This is a genomic window from Spirosoma gilvum, from assembly GCF_054776815.1.
This window is the reverse complement of the sequence record NZ_BAAHBH010000002.1, coordinates 73641-99089: the sequence shown is the minus strand read 5'-3', so window position 1 is coordinate 99089 and position 25449 is coordinate 73641. Positions and strand designations below refer to the sequence as shown.

Genomic DNA, 25449 nt, shown 5'->3' with positions numbered 1-25449 from the left:
TAAAACATTATCCGTAGTATCACTTTTACCTCAGTCATAGAGCATAAAGGAATTTTCAAGACACAAAAGCTCTTCTAATCATTTTACTAATTTTATCTCGTACATAAGTAGAATTCATCGCCAGGATTTGTTTAAGTCCAAATCTTAATTTTTCATATATAGATGGCTCATTCTTTAGGAGTTGCTTACAATGATATTCATCATAATCATAGTCAGGTGTTAATAAAGTAGGTTCTTTAACTACTTTAAATTGAACTGAAGTCGGCTTAAAGTGTATCCCTGCCTGAGAATCATAAGTATGTACACCCTCAGTCCCAATATTTTGAACAAGGTTTTCTCGAGGAGTTACAACAAGTCCTTGATATTTAAAAATTGTGTATTGCCATTGAAAATCCCAGTTATCTATACCACCTTGTATATGATTATAATATGCCTCAAGTTTTTTAAACCAGAACTTTTTAATATCTGGAAGGTTTAGCCATTTTAAAAAATATTCAGATTGCTTTAATTGCGGCCAATCATTCATTGTGAAATCATAGCGTTTCCAAGCACGGCGCCAAGTAGCCCATCCCCAAGTCGAAGTAAAGAGGCTAAAAAAATAGTCTGTTTCTATAGGAAACTCCTCATTCCATCTATTACCTGATATCAACATTACCTCTGTTCGCTCTCTATACTTCGCCAATGTTAATTCGCAAAAGTCAAAAAAGCTCTGAGAGGGTATACAATCGTCCTCTAATATGATACCTTCCTCCACTTCGTTAAAAAACCAGCTAATTGCTTCGGAAACATTTACGCCACAGCCAAGATTATAAGTTGAAATTTTTTTATGAACTTCACAAGGCCAATCTATTTTACTGATAAGCTTAATACACTCATCAACTTTTTCCTTATCAGTTACACGATTGACCCTCGGACCATCGATAGCAACAAAAAGTTTCGTCGGCGCAATAGTCCTCAATCTATCTATAAGCTGCTGTGCATTATCAGGCCTGTTAAAAAGTATTATGAGTACAGGAATGGTATTAGCCATTGTTTTATTCCTTTAAGCTGTTAATTTAAATCTAGTCCATTTATACTTGTCAAGTATAACTATAATCAGTATAGTTTTCGAATTGACATATTTCAAACAATAACCTATAGCTTATAATAGGAGCAATCGCTTATGAAGGCCGATTTTAACGTCAGCGTACTTTTTGAAACGCCTTAGTTCTCCCACTTCGAAACGCATAGATGAGCTTTATTATAAAAGCTTATACACTGAATATAGGCTTATACTCAGTGTATGGACAGCAAAAATTTGTCTAATATAGCAAATAATTGTCATCAAAGTACTTTTAATACATTTGGCAAATAGCAAGCAATGGTAATTACTTAGCAGAAGTTAATAAACGATTCATATTAAATATTTGTAAAGAAGGGTAGTATATAAATAGAGTTAAATGCAAACTGACAGTATTAATTAATTCTGTAATTATAATTGCAACAACTGTGCCTGATGGCCCAAAAATTGGTGCTAGAATAAAATTTGCAACTACATTTAGAATACCTATAAAAATAATAATTCTTGCATATCTATTAAGAAGACCATTTATCAGCATTATTTGCGATGCTGACATATTTAAACTTACAATTAGTGGCACAAAAGCTAATCCTCTAAGTAGATTGATAGCATATCCATCAAATCTACCCACAAAGAAAAAAACAATATTATTCGCCATTACTACGACAAATAACCCTATTAGACTAAATAAGGTAGCGAATATATATGTCTCATTTTTAAGGAAATTTTTCAATTGATTATTTGACGATTCTTTTAATTTACAGGCATATGGATAAGTAGCCTGAAATATAATACCCGCTATCTGTTTAATTAGCATCATTATCTTTTCGGCTACGGCAAAAGATCCTATAAGGTGTGGATTAGAAAAAAGACTTAATATAGTTATATTTGAATATATGTTAAGGGCATTCATAGAATTACTCAGAAACAAGGGCCATCCATTAATTAATCTTTTTTTTATAGCTACAAAAGATGGCAAGCTAAACAATTCTATTTTTAACTTTCTATTTAAAAATAGAATTAGGAAAGGCCCAAGTATAACATCGCCTAGTCCCCATATAAAATTAACAAACAAAAAATCTTTAGGTGTTTTAATAAACATAAATACAGCTATATAAACAGCAACCTTACTAATTGTGTTAACAATTGCCATTTCTTTCATATGTTCCGTTCCTATTAATACCCATTGTGGTATAACAGTTCTACCAATTGTAATTGTAAATGATATAAGAAAAAGAACTTTATATTTTGTAATGTTAGGAACAGCGTATATAAAAGCTAAAAGGAGAAATCCGCTTATAGTTAACAAAAATATTCTAGTCCAAGTTACATTATTAAATAGCTTTGTCAGTTCAACCGGATCATCTCTTTTAATTGATGCTTCCTGTGTGGCATCGATGTTAAAACTATAATCAACTAAATAACTTAAGTACATCATTACGCTTTGCGCCATTACAATCAATCCAAATAAATCAATACCCAGTACTCTGATTAGATAAGGGGTAATTAATAATGGAGAAGCAAGAGTTACTAACTGACTAGAACCTGAAAAAATAATATTCTTACTTAACTTTAATAGATCTTCTGATAGAGGGTTCTTTATGAAGTTCCAGCTCCTTACCTTTTTCAATACTAAATACAGTAAGTGCATATAATTTTTTTTCGATTCAAAAATAGGTAATCTAACTAACAGCCTCAATCTACTAATTATTATTTGACAACATAATTTAGCCTTATAATGATATTATCAATTGTACTAAATTTTGAAAATTCTTCTTTATTTTCGTCAATTTATCAACATCTACTTCGATAATTATCTTAGCATTCAGGTTAAATAAGTATTAGATGTATTTACGTTATTGTAAAGATGTCATCGACTAAGAAATTATTTTTTCAAAACGACCTCAATGTTGAAACCAGGAAATAATCTTGACAAAAAAGTATCTTCATAAAGATTCTTAGTACCATTCCTAATGTTTACCAGGGGTTCAATTAAATAGTTATAAAAAAAAATATTGTTCTTTGCAAATGTAATTCTTGAAGAAACAGTTGTCTCAAAGTTAAAATCGAAATAATAGCTACGACTTAAAAAAGAAGTACGGGAAAAAAATTCAAATGTTCGCCATGAAAACTGTTTCTTATGTGTAGGATCAATATAATTATTGCTACTACTAAAGTGAGGTACTCGAATTCTAATAATTCCTTCATTGCTTAATATACGATGCAATTCTTTTAAGACAGGTATATAATCGACATGTTCAAGTATATCTTGGCAAACAATTTCATCAAATTGTCCGTCTTCAAATGGTAATGGTAGCTTTTCAATATTATGAACAATATCTACTCCGGGGAGCGCTGCAATATCCATATTGATCCAATCAGGTCTTATATCTGTACCACAACCAACATTAAGTTTCTTAATCCTCTGTTTATTCATGCTTTATCTTTCTTCTTTTTAAGTAGGGTTAGATTCGCTCATTACCATCATTTTAGCAACCTCCTCCATTTTATAATTTGCCTTCCAGCCTAATTTAGCAAGCGCTTTTGCTGGGTTAGCATGCCCTTCAGCAATATCTGTTGGTCTGTAAAATGATAAATCTGACTGCACATAATCCTCCCAATTTAATCCAACTGTTTCAAACACAACTCGAATAAAATCTCTTAATTTATTTGTCTGACCAGTTGCAATTAGATAATCATCTGCATATTCCTGTTGAAGCATGAGCCACATTGCCTCAATATAATCTGGTGCCCAACCCCAGTCACGAGCTATATCTATATTACCTAATACAAGTTTCTCACTGCTTCCGCCTGCAATCCGACGTGCGGCAGCCACTATTTTCTGTGTCACAAAACGCTCAGGGCGAAGTGGAGATTCATGATTAAATAGAATTCCTGTACAAGCATACAATTGGTAGGCTTCACGATAATTCGCAACCTGCCAGAAAGCAGCCGCTTTAGCTACTCCATACGGGCTTCTAGGTCGAAAGGGGGTATTTTCATCAGCAGCAAGGGAACCCGTATCCCCAAAACACTCGCTTGACCCTGCATTATAAAATCGAATTGGTAGTTCACTGAAGCGAATGCTCTCGAGAAGATTTAATGTCCCAATACTGATACTTTCTAACGTTTCAACTGGTTGCTCAAAAGATAGACCCACCGAACTTTGTCCGGCTAGGTTATAAACCTCATCCGGCTTAATTTTTAGCAGCGTCTGTAGTACACTTCTGAAGTCGTGAATATTTACCGAAACTAATTGGACATCTTGTCGTATAGCTAAGCGAGTTAGGTTTCGAAAAGTTGACATTTGAGCATCTCTAGACCCTCCATATACAGTATAGCCTTTATCTAATAAAAGTTTAGCTAGATAAGCTCCATCTTGCCCCGAAATGCCACACACTAATGCAGTCTTCATTTATTGTTGATTAGGTACTTAGGAAGATAGCGTATTAAAAAAGCAACTAGCCCCACAAAAGCTCCAAAAATAGTAAATCCAATTATAATGATCGTCCGTTTAGGACCACTCTTGCGCGTGGGAACTCTTGGAGGCTCAAGTACTTGAAAAATTGGCGCTTCCTCTTGCACTTTAATACGAGCCTGTTCTAGCTGTTTGGATAAATCGCTATAAACACTTTGAGCTAATAGGTAATCCGCTTGTAATCGCTGCTCTTCGATTTTTGCTGTATTCAGGAAAAGATTTCTATTTTGGTCTCGATAATTTGACAATATTCTTTCAGTTGTCTCATAGCGTTGTCGAGCGGTATTGACCTGTTGTGTTAAAAATTTCACTTGGTGCTGAGCTTTGCCTGTACGATAATTTGTAACATAATTTGTCAGATAATTTAACGTTTGGCTCGCTACTGTAGCAGCAACCGCAGGATCAGGCATCCGAGATGTAATGGTAATTATTCCATTCTTTTTATCCATCTCTGCGCTAACCTGCGCGTGTATCGATTTACATAAAGCCTCCTGCTGTGGTGTCAGTTGTAGGGGGGATTTTACGCTTACTATATCTTTGGCTTTGTTATCTGACTGGCCAAACAAGTTTGAAATACCACTATTTGCCTCTTCTATAAGATAACTTTTTAGAGGCTGCTTTTTAAAAGAATTATTAGGTATAACAAGTTGGTTGAGTATGTACAAACTAAAAGGTATACTTTGTATTACGTCCGGATACAGATCAGGTCGTATTGCCTCAGAAGCACCCATAGAACCGCCTAAACTAACACCCGCCAGACTAGCTAACGATCTTAAATCACCGAATCCTGAGCCTGTTGAAGTTTTCAGTTCAGGCATCACCTTTACGCTTGCTGTATATTCATTTTTTTGAGTAAAGGCGTATAATGCTCCAATAACAAAGAAAGCTATTGACCAATAGACAACTGTTTTCCGGCTGTCTTTCAAAATCTTGATAATATCACGTAAACGGAATTCAATTACGTCGTCTTCAAGACTTTGCTTCTTTTTTATCTCTGTAACTGGCATGATATAGTAATAAAGAGATTATTAACGAAGCAATAAATTCACAAGCGCAATTGACACAGTCGTCAATAACGATAAAATACCTAAACGCTCTGCAATACTTAATTTGCTGTTATCCAACGGTTTAAACGGAATTACTACAGTTGAGCCGGGATACACTTTGGGGCGGGATGGAACAAAGAGAAAGCGGTGAGTTCGATCTTTTCGACCATTTGGATATACTACATATGCCTTGCTTTTTCGCGCATTATCTGTAAAGCCACCTGCTTCACTCACATAATCATTAAAGTCATAATTAAGCTTGTAGCTAACAATGGAGGGGTTCAAAACTGCACCCTGCACAGCAACTACTTCCTGTCTCTGAGGAATGTATAAGGAGTCTCCATTCTGAACCAGTAAATTCTCTTCTATTCCAGAATTTGTTAGGATATCACTCAAATCATTGGCAATAATTCTACCTTTTCTCCTGAACTGCGCCCCTGGTAGGTAAGCCTGAGGCTTGAGCCCTCCTGCTCGTTTGATAATGTCACTAATACGCTCGGCCCGGCTAAAGATGGAGTAGTTACCAGGTTGCATAATCTCCCCAAAAATGTAAACCTGTTGCTGTTGCTCATAATTTAACGAAGTACGCACATAGACAATGTCAAATGGTCGGAGCTTAAATTCGGGAGATGTTCCTTCTAATGCTGTAATCTGCAAATTCCGGTCAATGGAGAATCGGTGAATCTCTTGTAATGTCGTGCTGATACCAGCTGAATCCTGGCGAATGCGACGGGCCACTTCGACCAAGTTTGGTTTAGCTCCTTCCTGAAAACCACCAGCCTGTGCAATTAAATCAGCGACGGTCATATTCGTTACGTACTCGATTGTATCGGGTCGATTTACGGCCCCTTCGATCGTTACATAATATTGTTCCCGTAAATCACGAATGGATAGGACGGTTAAGCTATCCTGCCGCATGAGTGGAATATCTGCGATGTCGCCCCGCATTAGTTTGCCCAGATCGAAGGATAAGTTTTCTCTGTCCATATCAGGGCGCTCCCGAATAATTGAAGCTCGGTTCGTAAACGCATCTTTCCGGAGGCCATCGGCCCGATTGATCAATTGCTTAACGGTTTCCAGCCCTGGCTCAAGCGCGTAATCACCTGGGCGCATTACAGCTCCAGCTACCTGAACACGGTTTTCGTACCGCTCCAAAATTTTTCCGACTTCGTATTTATCGCCTTTCTGGGGAACAAAACTTTTTATTTGATCTTCTGTAATGGTAACGATTCGTCGCTCACGGCTAGTATTTCGCCGAAGTGTGAGGGAGGCCCGATAGGCATCATCCCCAAATCCACCCGCAAAGCTTAGCAGCGTTTGAAGCGTTTCGCCCGGTAATAATTCAAAAATAGCTGGTCGTCTAACTTGTCCGGCTAGTTCAACTCGGGTTTCGTAATCGGCGACTCGAATAACATCCTGATCCCGTAACTGAATATTATCACGCTGGTCGGCCCGTAGAATAAAATCATATAAGTCAATTGTGCGAACGACACGATTGCCGCGAATGATGCTGATTTTACGAAACGATCCGGTTTCTGGATTGGGGCCACCCGCCAGGTATAATGCGTTGAAGGCTGATCCTAATGATGAAATCGTGTACGTCCCTGGCCGAACAACCTCACCAACTAATGTAACCCGAATACTACGGATATTTGTCAGGGTCAGGTTTGCTGTCGTATTGCTGCCTGGCGTTCCTAATCCCTGATAACCACCTTGCCGTAACCGGCCAATGATCCGCTGCTCTGCCTGTTCAATTGTAAGACCACTGACGAAAATGGGAGCCAAATTAGGTACCTTTACAGTCCCATCCGGGCTCACTTTTAAGAGGAATTCTCCAGTAGACGCTCCGGCTATATCGATTCGAATTTCATCATCAGGCCCCACTACATAATTACGGGGTGTTGCAATCCGCAAATCCGGTTCAAATGACAAATTGGCGTTTTCAAATAAGGAGGCACCGAATACACGTAATTTACGGCTGGTATCTTTACGGGTCATCGATAAGGAATCTGGTCGACGCGAGAGGTCAGAAGGTAACGTTCGACCCGTCGTTCTGGCATCCGTCGATGTAAGGCTTAAAGGGCCAGACGTTTTTGTACGGATCGCATCAATACGCTTACGCATCTTCGCAATATCGTCGAGTGTATAGCCTTGTGACATGGCTGCCTGCTCAATCTGGGCTTCGCTTAATCCACTCGCCTGGGCCCGCTTATAAAAACTTTCTACCTCTTCATCACTCAACTGATCCACTCGGGAACGAGAAGCCTGAGCGAACATTTCATATGATCCTGTCAGTAAAAATAGCAGGACAACAGCTTGGAACAGATTAATACGATAGGGAAAACGTGACAATTTGTCCTTAGTATGCATGAACAGTGGCTGTTGGGCCGAAAATTGAACTGCAAAAGTAATAGATTCCTTTCAAATCATCATTCCCTTATAATAAGGTAACTATTAGCAGCGTGGTCTTACCTTGTAGTCCCGCTCTAATGCACTAAATTTGTAGAAAAATAAGTCGTTAGCCGATAGTCGTCAGTCATTACAATCTCCTTGACTTTCTTCCTATCAGCTAACGACTATTGACTAACGACTAACAATATGATTAACCTCATAGCGAAACTTTTCGGCACTAAATCACAACGGGACATTAAAGAACTGCTCCCTTATGTGGAAAAAGTAAATGCCGAATTTGTCCGGTTAAAAGACCTGTCCAACGATGAATTGCGGCAGGTTTCGGCCTCCCTTAAAGCTCAGATTGCCGACGAGTTAGCCGACATCGACAGCCAGCTCACCGAACTTAAAGAACAGACTGGTCACTCAGAAATCGACGTCAACGAGAAAGAACAACTTTTCAACCGGATTGATAAGCTCGAAGCTGAACGGAATACGGAACTGGAACGCGTTCTGCTCGATATTCTGCCCCGTGCTTTTGCTGTAGTGAAAGAAACGGCTCGTCGATTATCAGAAAATGAGCAGCTTACGGTTACGGCTACTGATTTTGACCGTGAACTGGCTACCCGAAAGAAAAACGTAGTAATCGATGGTGAATTGGCGCATTGGGCCAATCGCTGGGATGCCGCCGGATCGCCAATTAAATGGGATATGGTTCATTACGATGTCCAAATTATTGGGGGCGTTGTGCTGCACCAGGGTAAAATTGCCGAGATGGCAACAGGTGAAGGGAAAACTCTTGTAGCCACGTTCCCAGCCTTCCTGAATGGATTAGCAGGTCAAGGAGTTCATATCGTAACGGTCAACGATTATCTGGCCAAGCGTGACTCTGAATGGATGGGACCACTGTTCGAATTCCATGGCTTACGCGTCGATTGTATCGACAAGCACCAGCCGAACTCCGAACAACGGAAGCGGGCTTACCTTGCCGACATTACCTATGGTACCAATAATGAATTCGGCTTTGACTACCTCCGCGACAACATGGCTCGTGAGACCGGCGAACTGGTGCAACGGAAACACCACTACGCGATGGTCGATGAGGTGGACTCCGTTCTGATCGATGATGCCCGGACTCCGTTGATTATCAGTGGCCCCGTTCCGCGTGGCGATGAACAGGACTATATCGAATTGAAACCTCGGGTAGCCCGGGTTGTTGAAGCACAACGGAAATTAGTATACGATTACTTAAACGATGCCAAACGGAAAATTGCCGCTGGCGACGAAAAGGAAGGCGGTTTGTCTTTATTCCGTGCCCACCGAGGGCTGCCCAAGCATAAGCCGCTGATCAAATTCTTAAGCGAAACAGGGAATAAAGCGCTGCTCCAGAAAACGGAGGCCATTTATCTGGCTGAAAACCAGAAGCTGATGCCCGAAGCTGATGCCCCGCTCTATTTTACCATTGATGAGCGACACAATGGCATCGACCTCACTGAAAAAGGCATCGACTATATCACGGGATCAGGTGAAGATCCAAACTTCTTTATTCTGCCTGATTTATCGATTGATCTAAACGCAATTGATAAAGATGCTGATTTTTCGGAGCAGGAGAAGTTACTTCACAAAGAGGCTGTCATTCGCGATTATTCTGTCAAAACCCAGCGCATTAATACGGTCAACCAGCTTCTAAAAGCCTATTGCCTGTTCGAACGGGATACCGAATACGTTATCATGGACGGTAAGGTAAAAATCGTTGATGAGCAGACAGGCCGGATTATGGAAGGTCGTCGGTGGTCCGATGGCTTGCACCAGGCGGTTGAAGCGAAGGAGAACGTTAAGGTTGAAGACGCTACCCAAACTTATGCTACCGTTACGCTCCAGAACTACTTCCGTATGTACCATAAGCGGGCTGGTATGACCGGTACGGCCGAAACGGAAGCGTCTGAATTCTGGCAGATCTATAAAATGGATGTGGTTGTAATTCCTACAAACCGATCCATAAGCCGTAAAGACGAAGAGGATAAAGTATACCGCTCGGTTCGTGAAAAATACAATGCGGTCGTCGAAGAAATTACCAGTCTGGTCGAAAAAGGGCGGCCCGTACTAGTCGGTACGACTTCGGTCGAAAACTCCGAATTACTCAGCCGACTGCTTACACTTCGCAAAATTCAGCATCAGGTTCTGAACGCCAAATACCACCAGCGCGAAGCCGAAATCGTAGCCACAGCCGGTTTGCCGGGTACCGTTACGATTGCCACCAACATGGCCGGTCGGGGTACGGATATTAAACTGACGCCAGAGTCACGGGCCGCCGGTGGGCTTGCCATTATCGGTACGGAGCGCCATGAATCGCGTCGGGTCGACCGTCAGTTGCGTGGTCGTTCGGGTCGTCAGGGTGACCCCGGTACGTCGCAGTTCTTTGTTTCGCTGGAAGATAGTCTGATGCGTTTGTTCGGTTCCGAGCGAATTGCGAAGGTTATGGACCGTATGGGCCTGGAAGAAGGCGAAGTGATTCAGCACTCGATGATTACCAAATCCATCGAACGGGCACAGAAGAAAGTCGAAGAAAATAACTTCGGTATTCGGAAACGGTTGCTCGAATACGACGATGTGATGAACTATCAGCGGGAAGCGATCTACAAACGCCGTCGGAACGCCCTGTTTGGCGACCGTCTGCCGTTGGATATTGCCAACACTATGTACGACGTGGTTGAAGAGGTTGTCAATAATTCCGAAGGCAATTATGAGGAGGTTAAACTTCAATTGCTGACGACCCTGGGCTTTTCGCCAGAATTAAGCAATGAAGAGTTTAATCGCCTGAAGAAACCTGATCTAACCCGGCGTTTATACGACGATGCCGAAGCGCATTATCAAGCCAAAAATCAGGCTATTTCGGAAAAAGCGCTGCCTATACTAACGCAGGTTCTGAATGAGCAGGGACATCAGATTAAGAATATTGTGGTGCCGTTCTCTGATGGCATTCATGAATTAACTGTCGTGTCTGATCTGCGCAAAGCGGTTGATTCGGGCGCTCGTGAAATCGTGACAGAAATGGAAAAGGCTGTCACATTGTCGGTCATTGACCAGGAATGGAAAGAACACCTGCGCGAAATGGATGATTTAAAGCAGTCGGTTCAGAATGCTGTATTCGAGCAGAAAGATCCGTTACTAGTCTACAAATTTGAGTCGGTCGAACTGTTCAAGCGATTCCTGAACAAGGTGAACTTCGACACCATCAGCTTCCTGACCAAGGCTGATATTCCAGCTCAGGAACCGGAGGAGGTACAGCAGGAAATCCGTCAGGCTCCTGCCCAGCGAAAGTCACAGCCACAACCCAAACTGCAAACCAATGCGCAGGACTTCACCGACGATCATCTGGCCACGGGTCCTGAAGAATATGCCCGCCGAATGGCCGAAAACGATGCCATGGGTGCCGGTGCTCCGCCAATGCCTGCGCAGCGACAAGCACCAGCCCGTGTCGCCAAACTTGATCGTAACGCCCGCGTTAACGTACAGTATGCGGATGGCTCAGTAAAACGTGATGTAAAGTTTAAAACGGTTGAGAATGATGTAGTTAGTGGCAAAGCCATGCTTATTGACTAAACTATCGCTGAACTAGTTGACTAAAACGCCCTCTGACTGATTTGTTCGGAGGGCGTTTTTCATGAAAATTCGGCAAAACGTTCGACTAACTTTTTGAGTAGGTAGAAGACCTTTAATAGACACTTTACAGCAGACAGAATCGTTATTAGTACAGCATGCGTTACGTTTTTCTTATCCTACTTTTTGCTGGACTGTTGTCGTTTTCACCCCAGGCTGATCCGATTCGTCTACGCGCTGAATCGCTGCCGTTTAGCCCGAAAGAATTTTACATCGCCAAAGTAACTGACCAGCGTTCAGATCGAGGTCCTATCGCCCGACTAGCGTTGAACATAAATCAGCCGCCCTTACCGGTCGATCTGGATGGGGGTATTGTGGGCGGTTTTCAAGCCTTTATCAATCAAAACCTTAAACAAAACAAAGCACTACGTCCAGTTGGACTACGCGTGCGGGAGTGTAGGGTGATTGAAACGGCTAAGGGTAATCAGGTAACTGGTCAGTTTTCGTTCGACGTTGATTTTGAACTACTCGGCAAGGATGATAATGGAACCGAAACCTACACCCATTTGATGGATTACCGGGGTGGTACCAAATACAGCCGCCCCTTAGGGCAAACAGCCATTATTGAATCGTCCATCCGGCAAACGTTGATTGCTGCCATTCGTCGATTCAATGAATACATGAACCGGGAGAGCAACCAGAATGAGAAACTGGCCAAAACCCTGCGTGTCAATTTTATCGACGATACGCGAATCACCGACGATGATACGGTGCGCTATAACACAACCCGTAAACTAACCTGGGCTGACTTTAAAGCCGAACCCCGTAAGGGTAGCCATTACGCTGCCGAGGTATTTACCAGCTTTGCGTATGAAGGAAAAAGTTCTGTTAAAGACGGGATCATAAGCCTAAATCTGGTGGCGAAAGCCTACATGCTGAAAACCTCATCGTGGGGGCGAGCGGAAGCCCGTAATGCCTATGCCCTCAATCACGAACAGCGCCACTTCGACATTACCAAAATTATTGTAGAGCGATTTAAACGCAAGCTGGTGGCCGATAGCCTGACACTGGAAGACTACAATAGCATTGCCCAGTACAAGTTTATTGAGTCGTTTCGCGAACTGAACAAGATGCAAACGCAGTATGACGACGAAACCAATCATAGCATCAACCAGGCAGCTCAGGAGCGCTGGAACCAAAAGATTGACGCGGAGCTACGCAATCTTGGCGTGATCAAATGAAAAAAATCCGAGTACTGCACATTAGTACGGCTCACCCAGAGCAGGACCCTAGAATTGTTTTCAAGCAATGCCCCACACTGGCCGAACAGTACGAAGTCTATTGTGCACTTCCCCACGCAGATCCTACTAGTTCTGAAACCATCCACTTTATCCGGTTACCCTATTTTCGGCGGGTTATCTGGCGAACCTTATTTACCAGTCCGTATGGGCTGATTCGGGGTTTATGGATTCGTCCGCAGCTCGTGCATGTATACGTACCCGAATTTCTGCCGTTTGCCTTTGTATTCCGGCTTTTGGGCGCTGAAATTATCTACGAAGTGCAGGAAAATCTGTATAAGAAAATGCACATCAAAACCCTTAACCGAGGGCCGTTATTGGAAAAAGCTTTTTACACTATTGATCAGCTTGCCCGGAAATACTGCTATCTGATTTTCACAGAACATGGCTATCTGACTACCTACACTCACTTAGCCAGACCATACGAGGTGATTTACAACTACCCATTACCTGATTTTCTGGAACCGTTTCGAACTCCCTATCAACCTAACGCAAATCAGCCATCGTTTTTCTACCTTGGCCTACTCAGTTTTGAACGCGCTTTCGATACGCTTGTAGAAGCGTTGGCGCTATTGAAGCTTACCTGCCCAAATTTTGTCGTGCATTTGTTTGGCAATCGAACATTTTCCGACGAAGAATTGGCAGCCTTACCGCGCTTCTCCGAAGTGAAGGAAAATCTTCGCTTCTATGGATATACTGATCAGCGGGAAGCCTTCCGATATGCAGCCGGAGCAACGGCTGGCTTAGCCTTACTAAAACCCCTGGGCGATTACCCGGAATCGTATACGACCAAGTTATTCGAATATATGACTCTTGGCCTTCCGGTAATCACCTCCAATTTCCCGCTTTATAAACAGGTCGTTGAACAACATGAGTGTGGGTTTTGCGTATCGCCCAATGATCCACTCCAAATTGCCGAGGCAATTAGGTATTTGATCGAACATCCTGACGAATCCCGCTCAATGGGCCAACGAGGACTTGAAGCTGTCGGGCAGCACTATAACTGGTCAAGCGAAGCCAGAAAGCTACTTAGTTTTTACGACCGAATACTTAACAGGTAATAGAATGGTAAGCAAATAAGCATAAAGTAGATATATCAAATACTTTATGGTATTGTTCCAATGTTTAATACTACGTTTTCCCGGAAGGATTTAACTTTAGACGTTAATTAAGGGTTATCTTCGTATAGCCCAACTTACTTGGCCTGATGTATATACATGCAGTAAGCCACTACTTACCAACAGAGGTAGTTGGCAACGAACACTTTACCCAGCTCAACGGCTTATCCAGCGACTGGATTATTGAACGCACTGGAATTAAGGAGCGACGCAAAGCTGCTCCCGGTGAGAACACCAATACCATGACCATCGAAGTCGTCAAACGGCTTCAGGAAAAAACCGACCTCTCAACCATCGATTTAATTGTAGGTGCTACTTATACACCATACGATACCATCGTTTCTCTCGCTCATGAGGCTCAGCATTATTTAGGCATTGCCGATATTCCGGTTATTTCGGTATCAACGGCCTGTTCGTCGTTGCTGAATGCAATTGAAGTCGTTGAAGGGTATTTTGCGCTCAACAAAGCGACTCGTGCTTTGGTGATTGTAGCGGAGCATAACACGCTTTACTACAACGAGCAGGATACGATTTCGGGGCATTTATGGGGAGATGGCGCAGCCGCTCTATTAATCACCAAAGAGCGACAAAGCGAGAATGATTTCTCGATCAAAGCCCTACTGACAGGCGGAGCTGCCCATACCCCTAAAGCCACTACGGGTGTAATGATGCGTCCTGCCGATGGCGGGGTTACAATGCCACACGGTCGCGACGTATTTATCAATGCCTGCCAGTATATGCCCAAAGCCAGCTTACAAGTGCTGGAGCGTTGCGGCCTTAGCCTGGCCGATGTGGACTATATATTGCCGCATCAGGCTAATCTGCGGATTTCGCGGAACGTGATGAACACTCTGGGCTTACCGGAAGAGAAACTGATTTCCAACATTCAGCGGTATGGCAACACAGGTTGTGCCGGATGCGCCATAGCCCTGTCGGAACAGTGGGATACGTTTAAGAAAGGTCAACGTATTGTCATCACCGTATTTGGTGGCGGCTACTCCTACGGAGCCATGCTGGTAGAAGTGTAAGTAACGCGGGCGGAAGCCCGCGAAGCCGTAGGCTAAGTTATAGCGGCTATAAAACCACTAACTACAGAGTCAGCCTACAGCTTCGCGGGCTTCCGCCCGCGTTACATTAAAATTTCGCTTTGCCCGACTCAAGAAACGCAACAAAGTTGGCTACATCGCGATCGTAATTCTTGGGGGGTACCAGCAACTTACCTTCGCTGTTGACCAGGCAATAGTGGGGTTGGGCGTTGTTGTTGTACTTCACAATCTGTAAATCAGCATTCTGGGCACCAATCGTCTTTTTGATTTTCTGGTCATACGACGACGTGTACCATTCTGATTCGGGCAATTCAGTTTTGTCATCTACATAAAGCGCCAGCATCACAAAATCATTTTGCAGCCTTGATAGAACGGCTGGGTCCGACCAGACGCGGGCTTCCATCTCACGGCAATTGACGCAGCCATGCCCCGTAAAGTCGATAAAGACAGGCTTATTCACTTTTTTGGCGTACGCTAATGCCTGTTTGTAATCGAAAAATCCCTGCAAGTCGTGTGGCAAGTGGAACAAGTCAGCATATTTAACATTCTCCGTAAGGCCAGCCCCGGTTGGTCCATTGCTCGCTGCTCGCTGACCATGCAGATTGAAATCCTGCGAGGTTTCGGGAGGTAGATAACCCGAAAGAGCTTTTAATGGAGCCCCCCATAAGCCAGGAATCATATATACCACGAACGAAAAGGTTGCAATGGCCAGCAGCAATTTCTGTACGGTAATGAATTTGACTTCACTATCGTGGGGCAGTCGAAGTTTGCCAAGAAAATAGAACCCGATCAGGGAGAAAATTACAATCCAGATCGACAGGAACACTTCACGATCCAGCAAGTGCCAGTGGTAAACCTGATCGGCTACGCTCAGAAACTTAAGGGCCAGGGCAAGTTCCAGAAAGCCCAGAACTACTTTCACCGAGTTGAGCCATCCACCCGAGCGAGGTAAATTCTTGAGCCATTGCGGAAACGCAGCAAACAAGGTAAATGGCACTGCAAAAGCCGACGAGAAGGCAGCCATGCCCAGAATCGGCTTAACAACCTCCCCCCCTGCCGACGCCACTAACAAGCTGCCAACAATAGGACCGGTGCAGGAAAACGAAACCAGCACCAGTGTAAACGCCATAAAGAAAACGCCCAGAATACCGCCCTGTTCCGACTTAGCATCAGATGCGTTGATCAGCGAATTAGGCAATACAATCTCGAACAGGCCCAGAAACGACAAGCCAAAAATGAAAAATACTGCAAAGAACAGTACATTGGGCAGCCAGTGCGTACTAACGAAATTGGCAAACGCCGGGCCATTGAATCGTGATACCACCGTCCCTACTAACACATAAATTCCAACGATAAAGGCCCCGTATAACAGCGCCTTCCACTGACCGCCTTTTTGATTAGTAAAAAAGCTGACCGTGGCTGGAATGATAGGAAACACGCAGGGCGTCAGCAAGGCCACCAAACCCGAAAGAAAAGCGGCAAGTAGAAAACTCCAAAGCGAGCCATCCGACGCAGCAGGCTCCGTCAGGGAAACGTCAGGCTTTGTTGCCAGATCAGTTACGGCAGTGGTCGATGGCGCTGAGGCTTCCGCTACTGTGGTGGTCGATGCAGGCGTAGTCGCCACAGCCGTTGTTTCTGTTGTTGGCGCTGTAACCACTGAAGTCGATTTTGGGGTTTCCGCTACCGCAGTGGTTGTACTGGTAGGGTTAGCAGTAACCTGTATGCCAGTAAACGAAAAACTGTCATCGCCCGGAATGCATTGACCATCTTTATCCGTACAGGATTGATAATCGACGGTGCCCTCAATAACTGGCTTTTCGGCTAGAATCTTTACCCGTTGAGAAAACTGTGCAGTGCCATGCATTACGTAGGTGTCACCCTCAAATACTTCTTCGTATTTGGTTTCAACCTTACTGATCGGCTTCACTTTTCCAACCAATTCAAACGTTTTGTTTGGGGTAAACTTGAATTCGGTTGGTAAAGGCCCGTCAATTTTAGGGTTTACCTCTGACGAATAAATATGGAAGCCGTCTTTGATCGTTGCCGTAAACCGCAACTCAACAATGTCGCCTACTTTGGCAGATGACTTGGTGGCTTTATAGGTCCAACTGACTGGCTTAAGTAATTGAGCAAACGTAGCCAAGGGAAGCAGGAGGCCCACCACAAGCGTAAGAATTGATTTCATACCACTCTGGGTAAATAACGGTTCGTTGTTAGAACAGAAATACCGCAAAAATATTTCCATAAACTAATAATAGTCGTTAATCGACAATGATTTTGCGCATTTCATCATCGACTAACGACTATTCTTACTGACTATTGCTTACCCTTTATCGGCTATAGAGTATGGGGTTCATTTCATCCTGTGGGGTACTTTCTACTGGTAAACCAGCCAGCCAGGTAACATGATCGGCAACCTGATATTGATTACGCGGCTGACTGATAATCTGATCTTTATCCATATAAATCATGGTCATCACCTTCCGAGGACGATCCGATCGGTTTGGCCCCGCCCGATGAAATGTCCAACCAGCGTGATAACTAACTTCACCCAGTTCAAACGGAGTGTCGTTCATGCTGAAATTCTGCCGCTGCAGTTCATCAGCCAGCAATTTTTCGCTTTCATCGCTGATTTCAATATCGCGGCCAATTTCTACGTGCTGACTTCCTTCGGCAAAGGCGAGTGGACCCATTTCCATCGGCGTTTCCTGAAATGGAATCCATACCGTAACGGTCTTGGGTGATGCCAGTGGCCAGTAAAACTGATCGGCATGCCAGGGCGTGAAGCCCCCCGAAGGCTCTTTGTATAAGGCCTGATCATGGTAAAGTCGCACACCGTCTACTTCCATCAGATCGGCAGCGATTTTAGCCAGTCGCTTCGAAAAAACGAACTCTTTAGCCTGTTCATCTTCGCGCCAGAGGTTCATAATTTGCAAAAACGCCCGTTCATACGTCGTGCGTTCTTCCATAGGTTTGGTCAGGGTATTGAGCCGAAAAACCAGATCTGTAATAATTGTGCCATAATAGTCCAGTACAGCCGGACTAAGTACATGTTTCAGCTTTACATAGCCGTTTCTTTGGTAGAATTCAACGGTTTCCGGATTAATCGTATAGGATTCATCAAGTTGGCTCAGCAAGAGAGCCTTATCTGCCAGCGCTTCCATAGGTTTAGCAATCAATAGTTAGATAATAAGACAAAAATGTATTGTCTCTACCATTCATGGGCTGCTTTACCGATATGATTTTTCGTCAAAACAAAACTTCCCGAAAGATTGAGCCTTTCGGGAAGTTACTATTCGACATTATCATCAATCACTCTACTCATTTATCATTGCCAGTGACCTTCTACCCAGACTGGCCCACGGCGCGTTTGTTGCCAATGACCAGGCGCCCAGGCCGTGTATCGTCCGGGAGCTACCCGATAGTTTCCACCTACCCAGCGGTAATTTTGTCCCCGACGGACATAGTGTCCTGGAACCCAGATGTGTCGGGCCGAAGGTGGCGGAGGCATTCGTTCTACGCGTGCGGCTGGAGGACCCTGTACGGTGGTTGTAGCGGTACAGGCCGAAAACAAGGCCATGCTTACAAAACTTACTACTGCCAATACGTTTGCTTTCGTTTTCATAACGGTAAATACTTGATTATGCTGGCATTCCACTAGCAGCCTATCTCAACTATGGATTACCATCTATAGCTATTTTTTTAATGAGATTATAAGGTCGGGCAAAGGTTTAATGGCTGGTAAATCTTGTTATCTATACTACCATGGGCGTTTTATGGGTTTTGTCAGGAAATTCTTCCATATTCTACCATTTTCCGCCGTACCTTTGTACCGTAAATGTCTGGCTGTTCGTGCCTTTATGCGTTTTGCCTCTTTAGACCAAACCAGCAGATAACCAACACAATAAATCGCTCATTCTGATGACAACCGCTACCACCACCCGCGATACGCAGGTGTTTGATCTGATTGCGAAAGAACAGCACCGGCAGGAATCGGGTATTGAATTGATTGCTTCTGAAAACTTTGTGTCGCCCGCCGTAATGGAAGCGGCCGGAAGTGTTCTCACCAACAAATACGCCGAAGGCTTGCCCGGTAAACGATATTATGGCGGTTGTGAAGTGGTTGACCAAGTTGAGCAAATTGCTATCGATCGGGCTAAAGAGCTATTTGGCGCTACCTGGGTAAACGTACAGCCTCACTCGGGCGCTAACGCAAATACTGCCGTATTCCTGGCCTGTCTGCAGCCCGGCGATACGATCCTGGGTTTCAATCTGTCGCACGGTGGACACCTGACACACGGTTCACCTGTGAATATTTCCGGCAAATATTTCCGGCCGACTTTCTACGGTGTGGAGCAGGAAACCGGCGTAATCAACTACGACGTAGTCGAAGAAACGGCAAAGCGCGAACGGCCCAAAGTGCTGATCTGTGGGGCGTCGGCTTATAGCCGCGACTGGGATTATGCCCGGCTACGTGCCATTGCCGATGAAGTAGGCGCTTTATTGCTGGCCGATGTGTCGCACCCCGCTGGTCTGATTGCCAAAGGACTGCTCAATGACCCTCTCGCTCATGCGCACATCGTAACCACCACAACGCACAAAACCTTACGGGGTACACGTGGCGGCATCATCATGATGCGGAATGACTTCGAGAACCCGTATGGGATTAAAACACCGAAAGGTGAAACCCGGCTGATGTCGTCATTGTTGGATTCTGGCGTATTCCCAGGTACACAAGGCGGCCCGCTGGAGCACATTATTGCGGCCAAAGCCGTTGCGTTCGGCGAAGCCCTGAGCGACGATTTTTATGACTATGCTGTTCAGGTAAAAGCCAATGCGCAGGCTATGGCGGCTGCTTTCCTGAGCCGTGGCTATAAAATCATTTCGGGCGGCACCGACAATCACCTGATGCTGATTGATTTACGCTCGAAAGGGCTGACCGGTAAGCTGGCGGAAAACACGCTGATCAAAGCCGATATTACGATTAATAAAAACATGGTTCCGTTCGACGATAAATCGCCCATGGTAACCTCGGGGATGCGCGTTGGAACGGCCGCCATGACAACCCGTGGGCTGAAAGAATCGGACATGGAGCAAATTGTCGTATATATCGACAAAGTACTGATGAACCATGATAACGATTCAGTGCTAGCTACCGTTAAAGAAGAAATCAACGAGTGGATGAAAGCATTTCCGCTCTATAAAAGTTAATTGTGAATGATTGAATGTTAGAATGAATCAATGGTTATTAAGCTGTTTATTTATTCTAACATTCAATCATTCTATCATTCGCAATTACAACAATGCCACTCGACCAACTGACTGACGAAGAGATTGATTCTGAAGGTAAGGAAATGTCCTTTCTGGATCATCTGGAAGAACTGCGCTGGCACATTATCCGCTCGGCTGCTGCTATTCTGGTTTTTACAATTACGGCCTTTATTTTCATCGACGATATTTTTGAGTATGTACTGCTGGGACCCGCCAAAACGGACTTCTGGACGTATCGTCAGATGTGTAAGCTGGCCGATGTTACCGGTTACGCTGATTTGTGCGTCAAAAGCCTGACTTTCAAGCTTCAGGCGCTGGGCTTATCGGATCAGTTTACGATGTCGCTTACATCGTCGTTTTTCGTTGGATTGAGCTTTACCTTTCCTTACGCGTTCTGGGAGCTTTGGCGATTTATAAAACCGGGTCTTCGTCCGATTGAACGACGCGCTGCCCGAGGTGCCGTTTTTTATGTATCGTTGCTGTTTGGACTAGGCGTATTGTTCGGTTACTACATTGTATCACCATTGGCTATCAACTTTCTGGTCAATTATACGCTCTCCAGCAAGATTGAGAACAACATCGACATTACATCGTACATCTCAGTTATTGTAACCCTGGCGTTGGGTTGTGGACTCATCTTTCAGATGCCGATTGTTGCCTTTGTTCTGTCGAAAGTTGGGGTTCTGACGCCTGCTTTCATGCGCGAGTACCGTAAACATGCCTGGATTGTGATTCTGGTGGTAGCGGGTATCATTACCCCATCGCCTGATATCTATAGCCAGGTACTGGTTGCCTTGCCCCTTGCGCTGTTGTACGAACTGAGTATCGTTGTTTCCGGAAGAGTCCAGCGTATGCGCGAGGAAGAAAAGAAGGAGTTAATGCAGTCATAAATAATGAACTTTCAGCACAAGCCCTTTCTTCGGAGAGGGCTTTTTGCTTTATAGCGGATTGCCTTATCTTTACTAAAAAGCCAAGAACGTATGCAAGTCATCGAAAAAATACGGCTAACCGATGAGCAGATCGAAGCACTTGAACGTGGTGGGTTAGTCGCTCAAGCTGCATCCTGGGAGGAATTTGAGGAATTTCTTATTGAGACCGACTATCGAGTCGAGTATCACAATGGGCAAATTATAATTATAGGATTAGCCACATTTATTCACGAGTTATTAGTTGTCAGGCTTGGTTATTTACTGACTGGATTCTACTCAGGAAAACCGTATTATGTAGTAGGTAGTAATGCGGGGATTCGAAAAGAGACGAAGAAAGGGCATTATAATGGAGATGTGCTGGTTATCAAAGGAAAGCCTGTTTATCAGAGCGCATCCCGTTCGATCATCACGAATCCTTATCTTATCGTCGAAATTCTTTCCGAATCAACGCTCAACTACGATTTAGGGGCCAAACGACGGAAATATGAGCAAATGGAAACACTTCAGGAACTGGTATTCGTAGATCCGTTTGCGAAGGAAGTTATCGTTTGCCGACGGACCGAACAGGCCAATGTCTGGCTTGAAACAATGTATACACAGCCAGAACAGTTAGTTAACATTGACGGCCTTCAACTGCCACTCAACGAAATTTTTGCAAACCTGCCTGAAGAATAAACAATGTCACAATACGATTTCCGAAAATATCATTACCGGTCCATCAACGCGACGAACGACGCCGAACGGGCGGCTATCAATCAGGAGTTGAAAGATTTATACGCATCCCTGCCTGAGGATGAAAAAGAAGAGTTCAATCGCCAGCTACAGACCTTTCTGGCCAAAGAAATGGGCAGATTAAAGTCTGATTATGAATCAGTAAAAGGAAGCCTTAGCGATAATTGATAGATTGTTATACTGACAAAAAGTTAAATCATTCCCCGCGCCTTCAACTCCAGGTATTTGTTGACCGTATTGGCCGTCAGGTTTTGTGGGGCTGTCAAAATCGTCTGGATACCGTACTGGCCTAACTCTTTCACAATCTGCCGTTTTTCGAAGGCGAACTTTTCGCCGATGGTTTTTAGGTAAATATCTTCGGTATCGGCAGCCGGTTCAGTCAGTAGTTCACGGAGTTCAGTGTTTTCAAAGAAAATCACCAGCAACAGGTGATCTTTGGCCAACCGACGCAGGTAAGGCAACTGCCGGTGCATTCCGCTCACGGTTTCGAAATTGGTGAACAGTAGCAACAAACTCCGCTGGCGGATATGCGCCCGAACACTCGCGTACAGGTTTTCATAGTCTGTTTCCAGAAAACGCGTCTTCTGTCGGTATAGCAATTCCAGAATTTTCAGCATTTGCCCCGAACGACGGTCGGCAGGAAGAAGCTGGCCAATGTGGTCGGAGAAGGTCAGAATACCGGCTCGGTCCTGTTTCATAAGTGCGATGTTACTCAATACCAAGCTGGCATTGATCGCATAGTCGAGTAGGGTTAGCCCCTCAAACGGCGACTGCATCACCCGACCTTTATCGATTAGGCAGTAAATAGGTTGGGAACGTTCATCCTGAAAGGCATTGATCATTAGGGACGTACCTTGCGGATCGCTCCGGCGGGATGTCGCTTTCCAGTTGATAGTCCGAACATCGTCGCCAGTTGTGTAGGGACGCACCTGCTCAAACTCCATACTATGGCCAATGCGTCGGATTCGCTTTACGCCCACTTCGGTCAGACGGTTGGTAGCAGCCAGAAGTTCGTACTGCCGCATCTGCAAAAATGACGGATATACCGCCACCATCTTGCCTTGTTCAAACTGATACCGTCGTTTTAGTAGTCCCAACGGCGACATGACAAACACATTGACCGCGCCAAAACTATACTCGCCCCGGCGTGTTGGGCGCAGTTCATACCGAATTGCCTGCGTTTCGCGCGGATTCAGCCGGGCGCGAAACAGCACATCGCGTCGTTGAAACTGAAACGGGATTTCATCAATCACTTCTACATCCGCACGGAACGTATACCGGTTTTCGAGGTAAATGGTCAGTGGGTTTTCGTCGCCGTTCGATAGCCGTTCAGGCAGTTCACGCCGGGCAAAAAAGGCTGATTTTGACCGAAATAGCAGCCATACGTCGATTCCGACCAGTAGCATAAACACAGCAAAAACGACCTGCATCAATGGCAAGAGGATTGGAAATGCATAGGCTGCTACAAACAACAAGACAATCGCGATCAAACTAAACCACAATCGATTGGCAATAAACAGAGCACGGATAGGTTTCAACGATTTATATTTTTTAAGTTAGCGACAGCCTCTTCAATTTCGGGCTCATACACAGGGTTAAAATCATCTTCCTGATAATCGCTGCTCCGTTCGGCACGGAGGGCTTTAAAGAAAAACGAAGCGTCCTGAAAGGCTGTTCGGGCTTCGGCAATGCGATTCTGCTGCAACAGTGCACGACCTCGATGATAATACACGAGTGCACTACGTTTAAAATTTTTACCCGCTTTTTCCAGATCGGCCAACGCCTTTTCGGATTGATTGGTAGCAATATAGCTTACGGCCCGACTCACAAAATGCTTGTAATTGACCCACTCCGCACCGTGTTTTTCAGCCAAAGGATCAATGGCTTTCGAAAATTGTTCAATTGCCTTTTCATAATTACCCTGACTCCGGTACACTAATCCCCGCATATAACTAACAGGATTAAAGCCCACTATGTCGTCAAAATTGGGCGTTAAGGCATCATAGGCATCGAAATGAGCCAGTGCGCGGGGATAATCACGAAGCTGGGCCAGGTATAGTTCACCAACAATTCCATGTTCTTTTGGATAAAGCGTCGTTGTTTTTTCAAGCCACACAATCGCCTGTTCATAATCGCCCCGCCATACGTAATTGAACGCTCGAAACCGATAGTTCTGAGCACTGACCGATAAGGTATCCAACCGAAGCCGTTCCCTTCGTTCCCGAAAGAAGAACTGGGCCGTGGCAGTCTGATTGGCAGCCATCATCGAAGAGAATGAGTTCAGAAATCGTTCGCCATCCTGCGCCCAACTCGTCAGCGGAATCAGCAGAAAGAAAAGCCCGAATCGTTTCATGGCAATAAATCAGTAATATGTCCTTCTTTGAGCCGAAACGTAAACGAAACCCAGACATCCAATGGCCAGTCACCGGGTCGATCGGGCTCCCGAAGCGATCCATCAGCAGTTACATAATTCTGGCAAATTGCGATCAGTTGGTTGGTGATTTGAGGAGCGAACGTTTTGGGACAATAGTCTTCGCCAAAGGCATTTAACGTTACCGTTCCTTTTTCTCCTTCACAATTGACTACAAACTGAATCTGAATTAAACCCGTTTCACCCGGCCGTTGAACGGGCTGATAGTGTTTAGCCACGAATTGAAGTATGTCGTAGCGCTTCTGGCCACGTGTTAACAAACGCTCATACCAAATGGGCCGAAAACAGTTGCCACAAGCCTGAAAACCACTTGGGCGACAGGAATCACCAGGCGCCAGATTCTTGACAAATTGAAACCGTTCAGTTGTCACAGCCCTGCCATTCCAGCCAATTGCCTGTAATTGGCTGGCGCTCACCTGGCTCAGTTGCCATAGTGGTTTATAGCCTCTGAATCGGGTATATTGATTGCCCTGAATGACGATGAATAGCGATTTGTCGAACGTAGCTAGCTTCCAGAAATGGGCGGTTCGTTGATTCGTAGTCCGATTTTCAAGGCTTACTTTTCCATTGGCATAAAACGCTATAATCAGACTATCCGACTGCCAGACACGCCCGGTCAACTGTCGGTAAGCGCGTGCTGAATCAACAGGAATAGACGTAAACCGTCGAAAGACCATCGGGTAGTTTTTACCAATCCGTAAGAGATCGTTCTGTAGTGTCACCAGCCGGGGGGCAAAGTGAACGGTATCTAATCGTACAGCCTCACCGTGAATAGCCCAGCTTGACACCTGCTCCTTCGCCGATCCATCAACCATCCCAAGGTGGTAGGTGCTATCGGCATCTAACCGAATGTAGTTGGGCAGTGGACAGACAAAATCGATGTCCTGCTCGGTATGCACACCGATCCAAGTACCTACTAGCTGTTCGCGTGTTGGGGCCTGAGCTTGTGAATGAGTAATGGATAATGTACAATGAAGAATGGCCAGTAACAGGCGGTAGAACCGACTTTGCCACCCTGCATTATTCATGATCCATTGCACATTGTTCAT

20 protein-coding genes are annotated in these 25449 nt (G+C 44.6%); 8 read left to right on the top strand and 12 right to left on the bottom strand.

The features are described 5' to 3' along the window. Positions 1-55 precede the first annotated feature (55 nt). From ACYVFD_RS05180 to ACYVFD_RS05155, 6 genes are all read right to left on the bottom strand, one after another. Entirely contained in the window at positions 56-1030 is a 975-nt protein-coding gene (locus tag ACYVFD_RS05180) for a nucleotide-diphospho-sugar transferase (RefSeq protein WP_461088709.1), read from the bottom strand. A 337-nt stretch (positions 1031-1367) separates the two neighbouring features. After that, entirely contained in the window at positions 1368-2711 is a 1344-nt protein-coding gene (locus tag ACYVFD_RS05175) for an oligosaccharide flippase family protein (protein WP_461088708.1), read from the bottom strand. 234 nt (positions 2712-2945) lie between these two features. Further along, positions 2946-3497: a class I SAM-dependent methyltransferase gene (locus tag ACYVFD_RS05170; protein WP_461088707.1), complete on the bottom strand. Its 552-nt coding sequence runs from the start codon at positions 3495-3497 to the stop codon at positions 2946-2948. An 18-nt stretch (positions 3498-3515) separates the two neighbouring features. Further along, on the bottom strand, positions 3516-4475 hold the full coding sequence (locus tag ACYVFD_RS05165; RefSeq protein WP_461088706.1) for a GDP-mannose 4,6-dehydratase: 960 nt from the start codon (positions 4473-4475) through the stop codon (positions 3516-3518). Next, the gene (locus ACYVFD_RS05160; RefSeq protein ID WP_461088705.1) at positions 4472-5545 is read right to left on the bottom strand and encodes a Wzz/FepE/Etk N-terminal domain-containing protein; all 1074 of its coding nucleotides are present in this window, start codon (positions 5543-5545) and stop codon (positions 4472-4474) included. Before ACYVFD_RS05160 ends, ACYVFD_RS05165 begins: the two co-directional genes overlap by 4 nt. 21 nt (positions 5546-5566) lie before the next feature. Further along, on the bottom strand, positions 5567-7954 hold the full coding sequence (locus ACYVFD_RS05155) for an SLBB domain-containing protein (RefSeq protein ID WP_461088704.1): 2388 nt from the start codon (positions 7952-7954) through the stop codon (positions 5567-5569). 228 nt (positions 7955-8182) lie between these two features. On the opposite strand from ACYVFD_RS05155, the gene secA reads away from it, so the two are divergent. The 4 genes from secA (at position 8183) to ACYVFD_RS05135 (ending at position 15019) form a co-directional block, all read left to right on the top strand. Beyond that, positions 8183-11578: a preprotein translocase subunit SecA gene (gene secA / locus ACYVFD_RS05150; RefSeq protein ID WP_461088703.1), complete on the top strand. Its 3396-nt coding sequence runs from the start codon at positions 8183-8185 to the stop codon at positions 11576-11578. A gap of 155 nt (positions 11579-11733) precedes the next feature. Beyond that, positions 11734-12816, top strand: a complete 1083-nt coding sequence (locus ACYVFD_RS05145; protein ID WP_461088702.1) for a hypothetical protein — start codon at positions 11734-11736, stop codon at positions 12814-12816. Beyond that, a complete protein-coding gene (locus ACYVFD_RS05140) occupies positions 12813-13934 on the top strand; it encodes a glycosyltransferase (protein ID WP_461088701.1) in 1122 nt (373 codons plus the stop codon). The genes ACYVFD_RS05145 and ACYVFD_RS05140 overlap by 4 nt, the downstream gene beginning before the upstream one ends. 146 nt (positions 13935-14080) lie before the next feature. Further along, complete coding sequence (locus ACYVFD_RS05135) at positions 14081-15019, top strand: 3-oxoacyl-ACP synthase III family protein (protein WP_461088700.1); 939 nt, start codon at positions 14081-14083, stop codon at positions 15017-15019. 106 nt (positions 15020-15125) lie between these two features. On the opposite strand, the gene ACYVFD_RS05130 is transcribed toward ACYVFD_RS05135, so the two are convergent. The 3 genes from ACYVFD_RS05130 to ACYVFD_RS05120 form a co-directional block, all read right to left on the bottom strand. Continuing rightward, entirely contained in the window at positions 15126-17222 is a 2097-nt protein-coding gene (locus ACYVFD_RS05130; protein WP_461088699.1) for a protein-disulfide reductase DsbD family protein, read from the bottom strand. Between the two features lie 145 nt (positions 17223-17367). Beyond that, complete coding sequence (locus ACYVFD_RS05125) at positions 17368-18201, bottom strand: phytanoyl-CoA dioxygenase family protein (RefSeq protein ID WP_461088698.1); 834 nt, start codon at positions 18199-18201, stop codon at positions 17368-17370. A 164-nt stretch (positions 18202-18365) separates the two neighbouring features. Next, entirely contained in the window at positions 18366-18662 is a 297-nt protein-coding gene (locus tag ACYVFD_RS05120) for a hypothetical protein (protein ID WP_461088697.1), read from the bottom strand. Positions 18663-18958: 296 nt separating this feature from the next. Here ACYVFD_RS05120 and ACYVFD_RS05115 point away from each other — a divergent pair, with 296 nt between their 5' ends. From ACYVFD_RS05115 to ACYVFD_RS05100, 4 genes are all read left to right on the top strand, one after another. After that, the gene (locus ACYVFD_RS05115; protein ID WP_461088696.1) at positions 18959-20248 is read left to right on the top strand and encodes a serine hydroxymethyltransferase; all 1290 of its coding nucleotides are present in this window, start codon (positions 18959-18961) and stop codon (positions 20246-20248) included. Positions 20249-20340: 92 nt separating this feature from the next. Then, positions 20341-21198 (top strand): twin-arginine translocase subunit TatC, encoded by an 858-nt coding sequence (gene tatC / locus ACYVFD_RS05110; protein ID WP_461088695.1) that lies wholly within the window; start codon positions 20341-20343, stop codon positions 21196-21198. 90 nt (positions 21199-21288) lie between these two features. Continuing rightward, a complete protein-coding gene (locus ACYVFD_RS05105) occupies positions 21289-21912 on the top strand; it encodes a Uma2 family endonuclease (protein ID WP_461088694.1) in 624 nt (207 codons plus the stop codon). A 3-nt stretch (positions 21913-21915) separates the two neighbouring features. Continuing rightward, positions 21916-22137: a hypothetical protein gene (locus tag ACYVFD_RS05100; protein WP_461088693.1), complete on the top strand. Its 222-nt coding sequence runs from the start codon at positions 21916-21918 to the stop codon at positions 22135-22137. Between the two features lie 23 nt (positions 22138-22160). Here the strand turns inward: ACYVFD_RS05100 and ACYVFD_RS05095 are convergent, their stop codons facing one another. Genes ACYVFD_RS05095 through ACYVFD_RS05085 form a run of 3 tightly spaced genes read right to left on the bottom strand, consistent with a single transcriptional unit; the run spans position 22161 to position 25449 of the window. Further along, a complete protein-coding gene (locus ACYVFD_RS05095; RefSeq protein WP_461088692.1) occupies positions 22161-23507 on the bottom strand; it encodes a DUF58 domain-containing protein in 1347 nt (448 codons plus the stop codon). Then, positions 23504-24322, bottom strand: a complete 819-nt coding sequence (locus ACYVFD_RS05090) for a tetratricopeptide repeat protein (RefSeq protein ID WP_461088691.1) — start codon at positions 24320-24322, stop codon at positions 23504-23506. Before ACYVFD_RS05090 ends, ACYVFD_RS05095 begins: the two co-directional genes overlap by 4 nt. Further along, the gene (locus tag ACYVFD_RS05085) at positions 24319-25449 is read right to left on the bottom strand and encodes a hypothetical protein (RefSeq protein ID WP_461088690.1); all 1131 of its coding nucleotides are present in this window, start codon (positions 25447-25449) and stop codon (positions 24319-24321) included. Before ACYVFD_RS05085 ends, ACYVFD_RS05090 begins: the two co-directional genes overlap by 4 nt.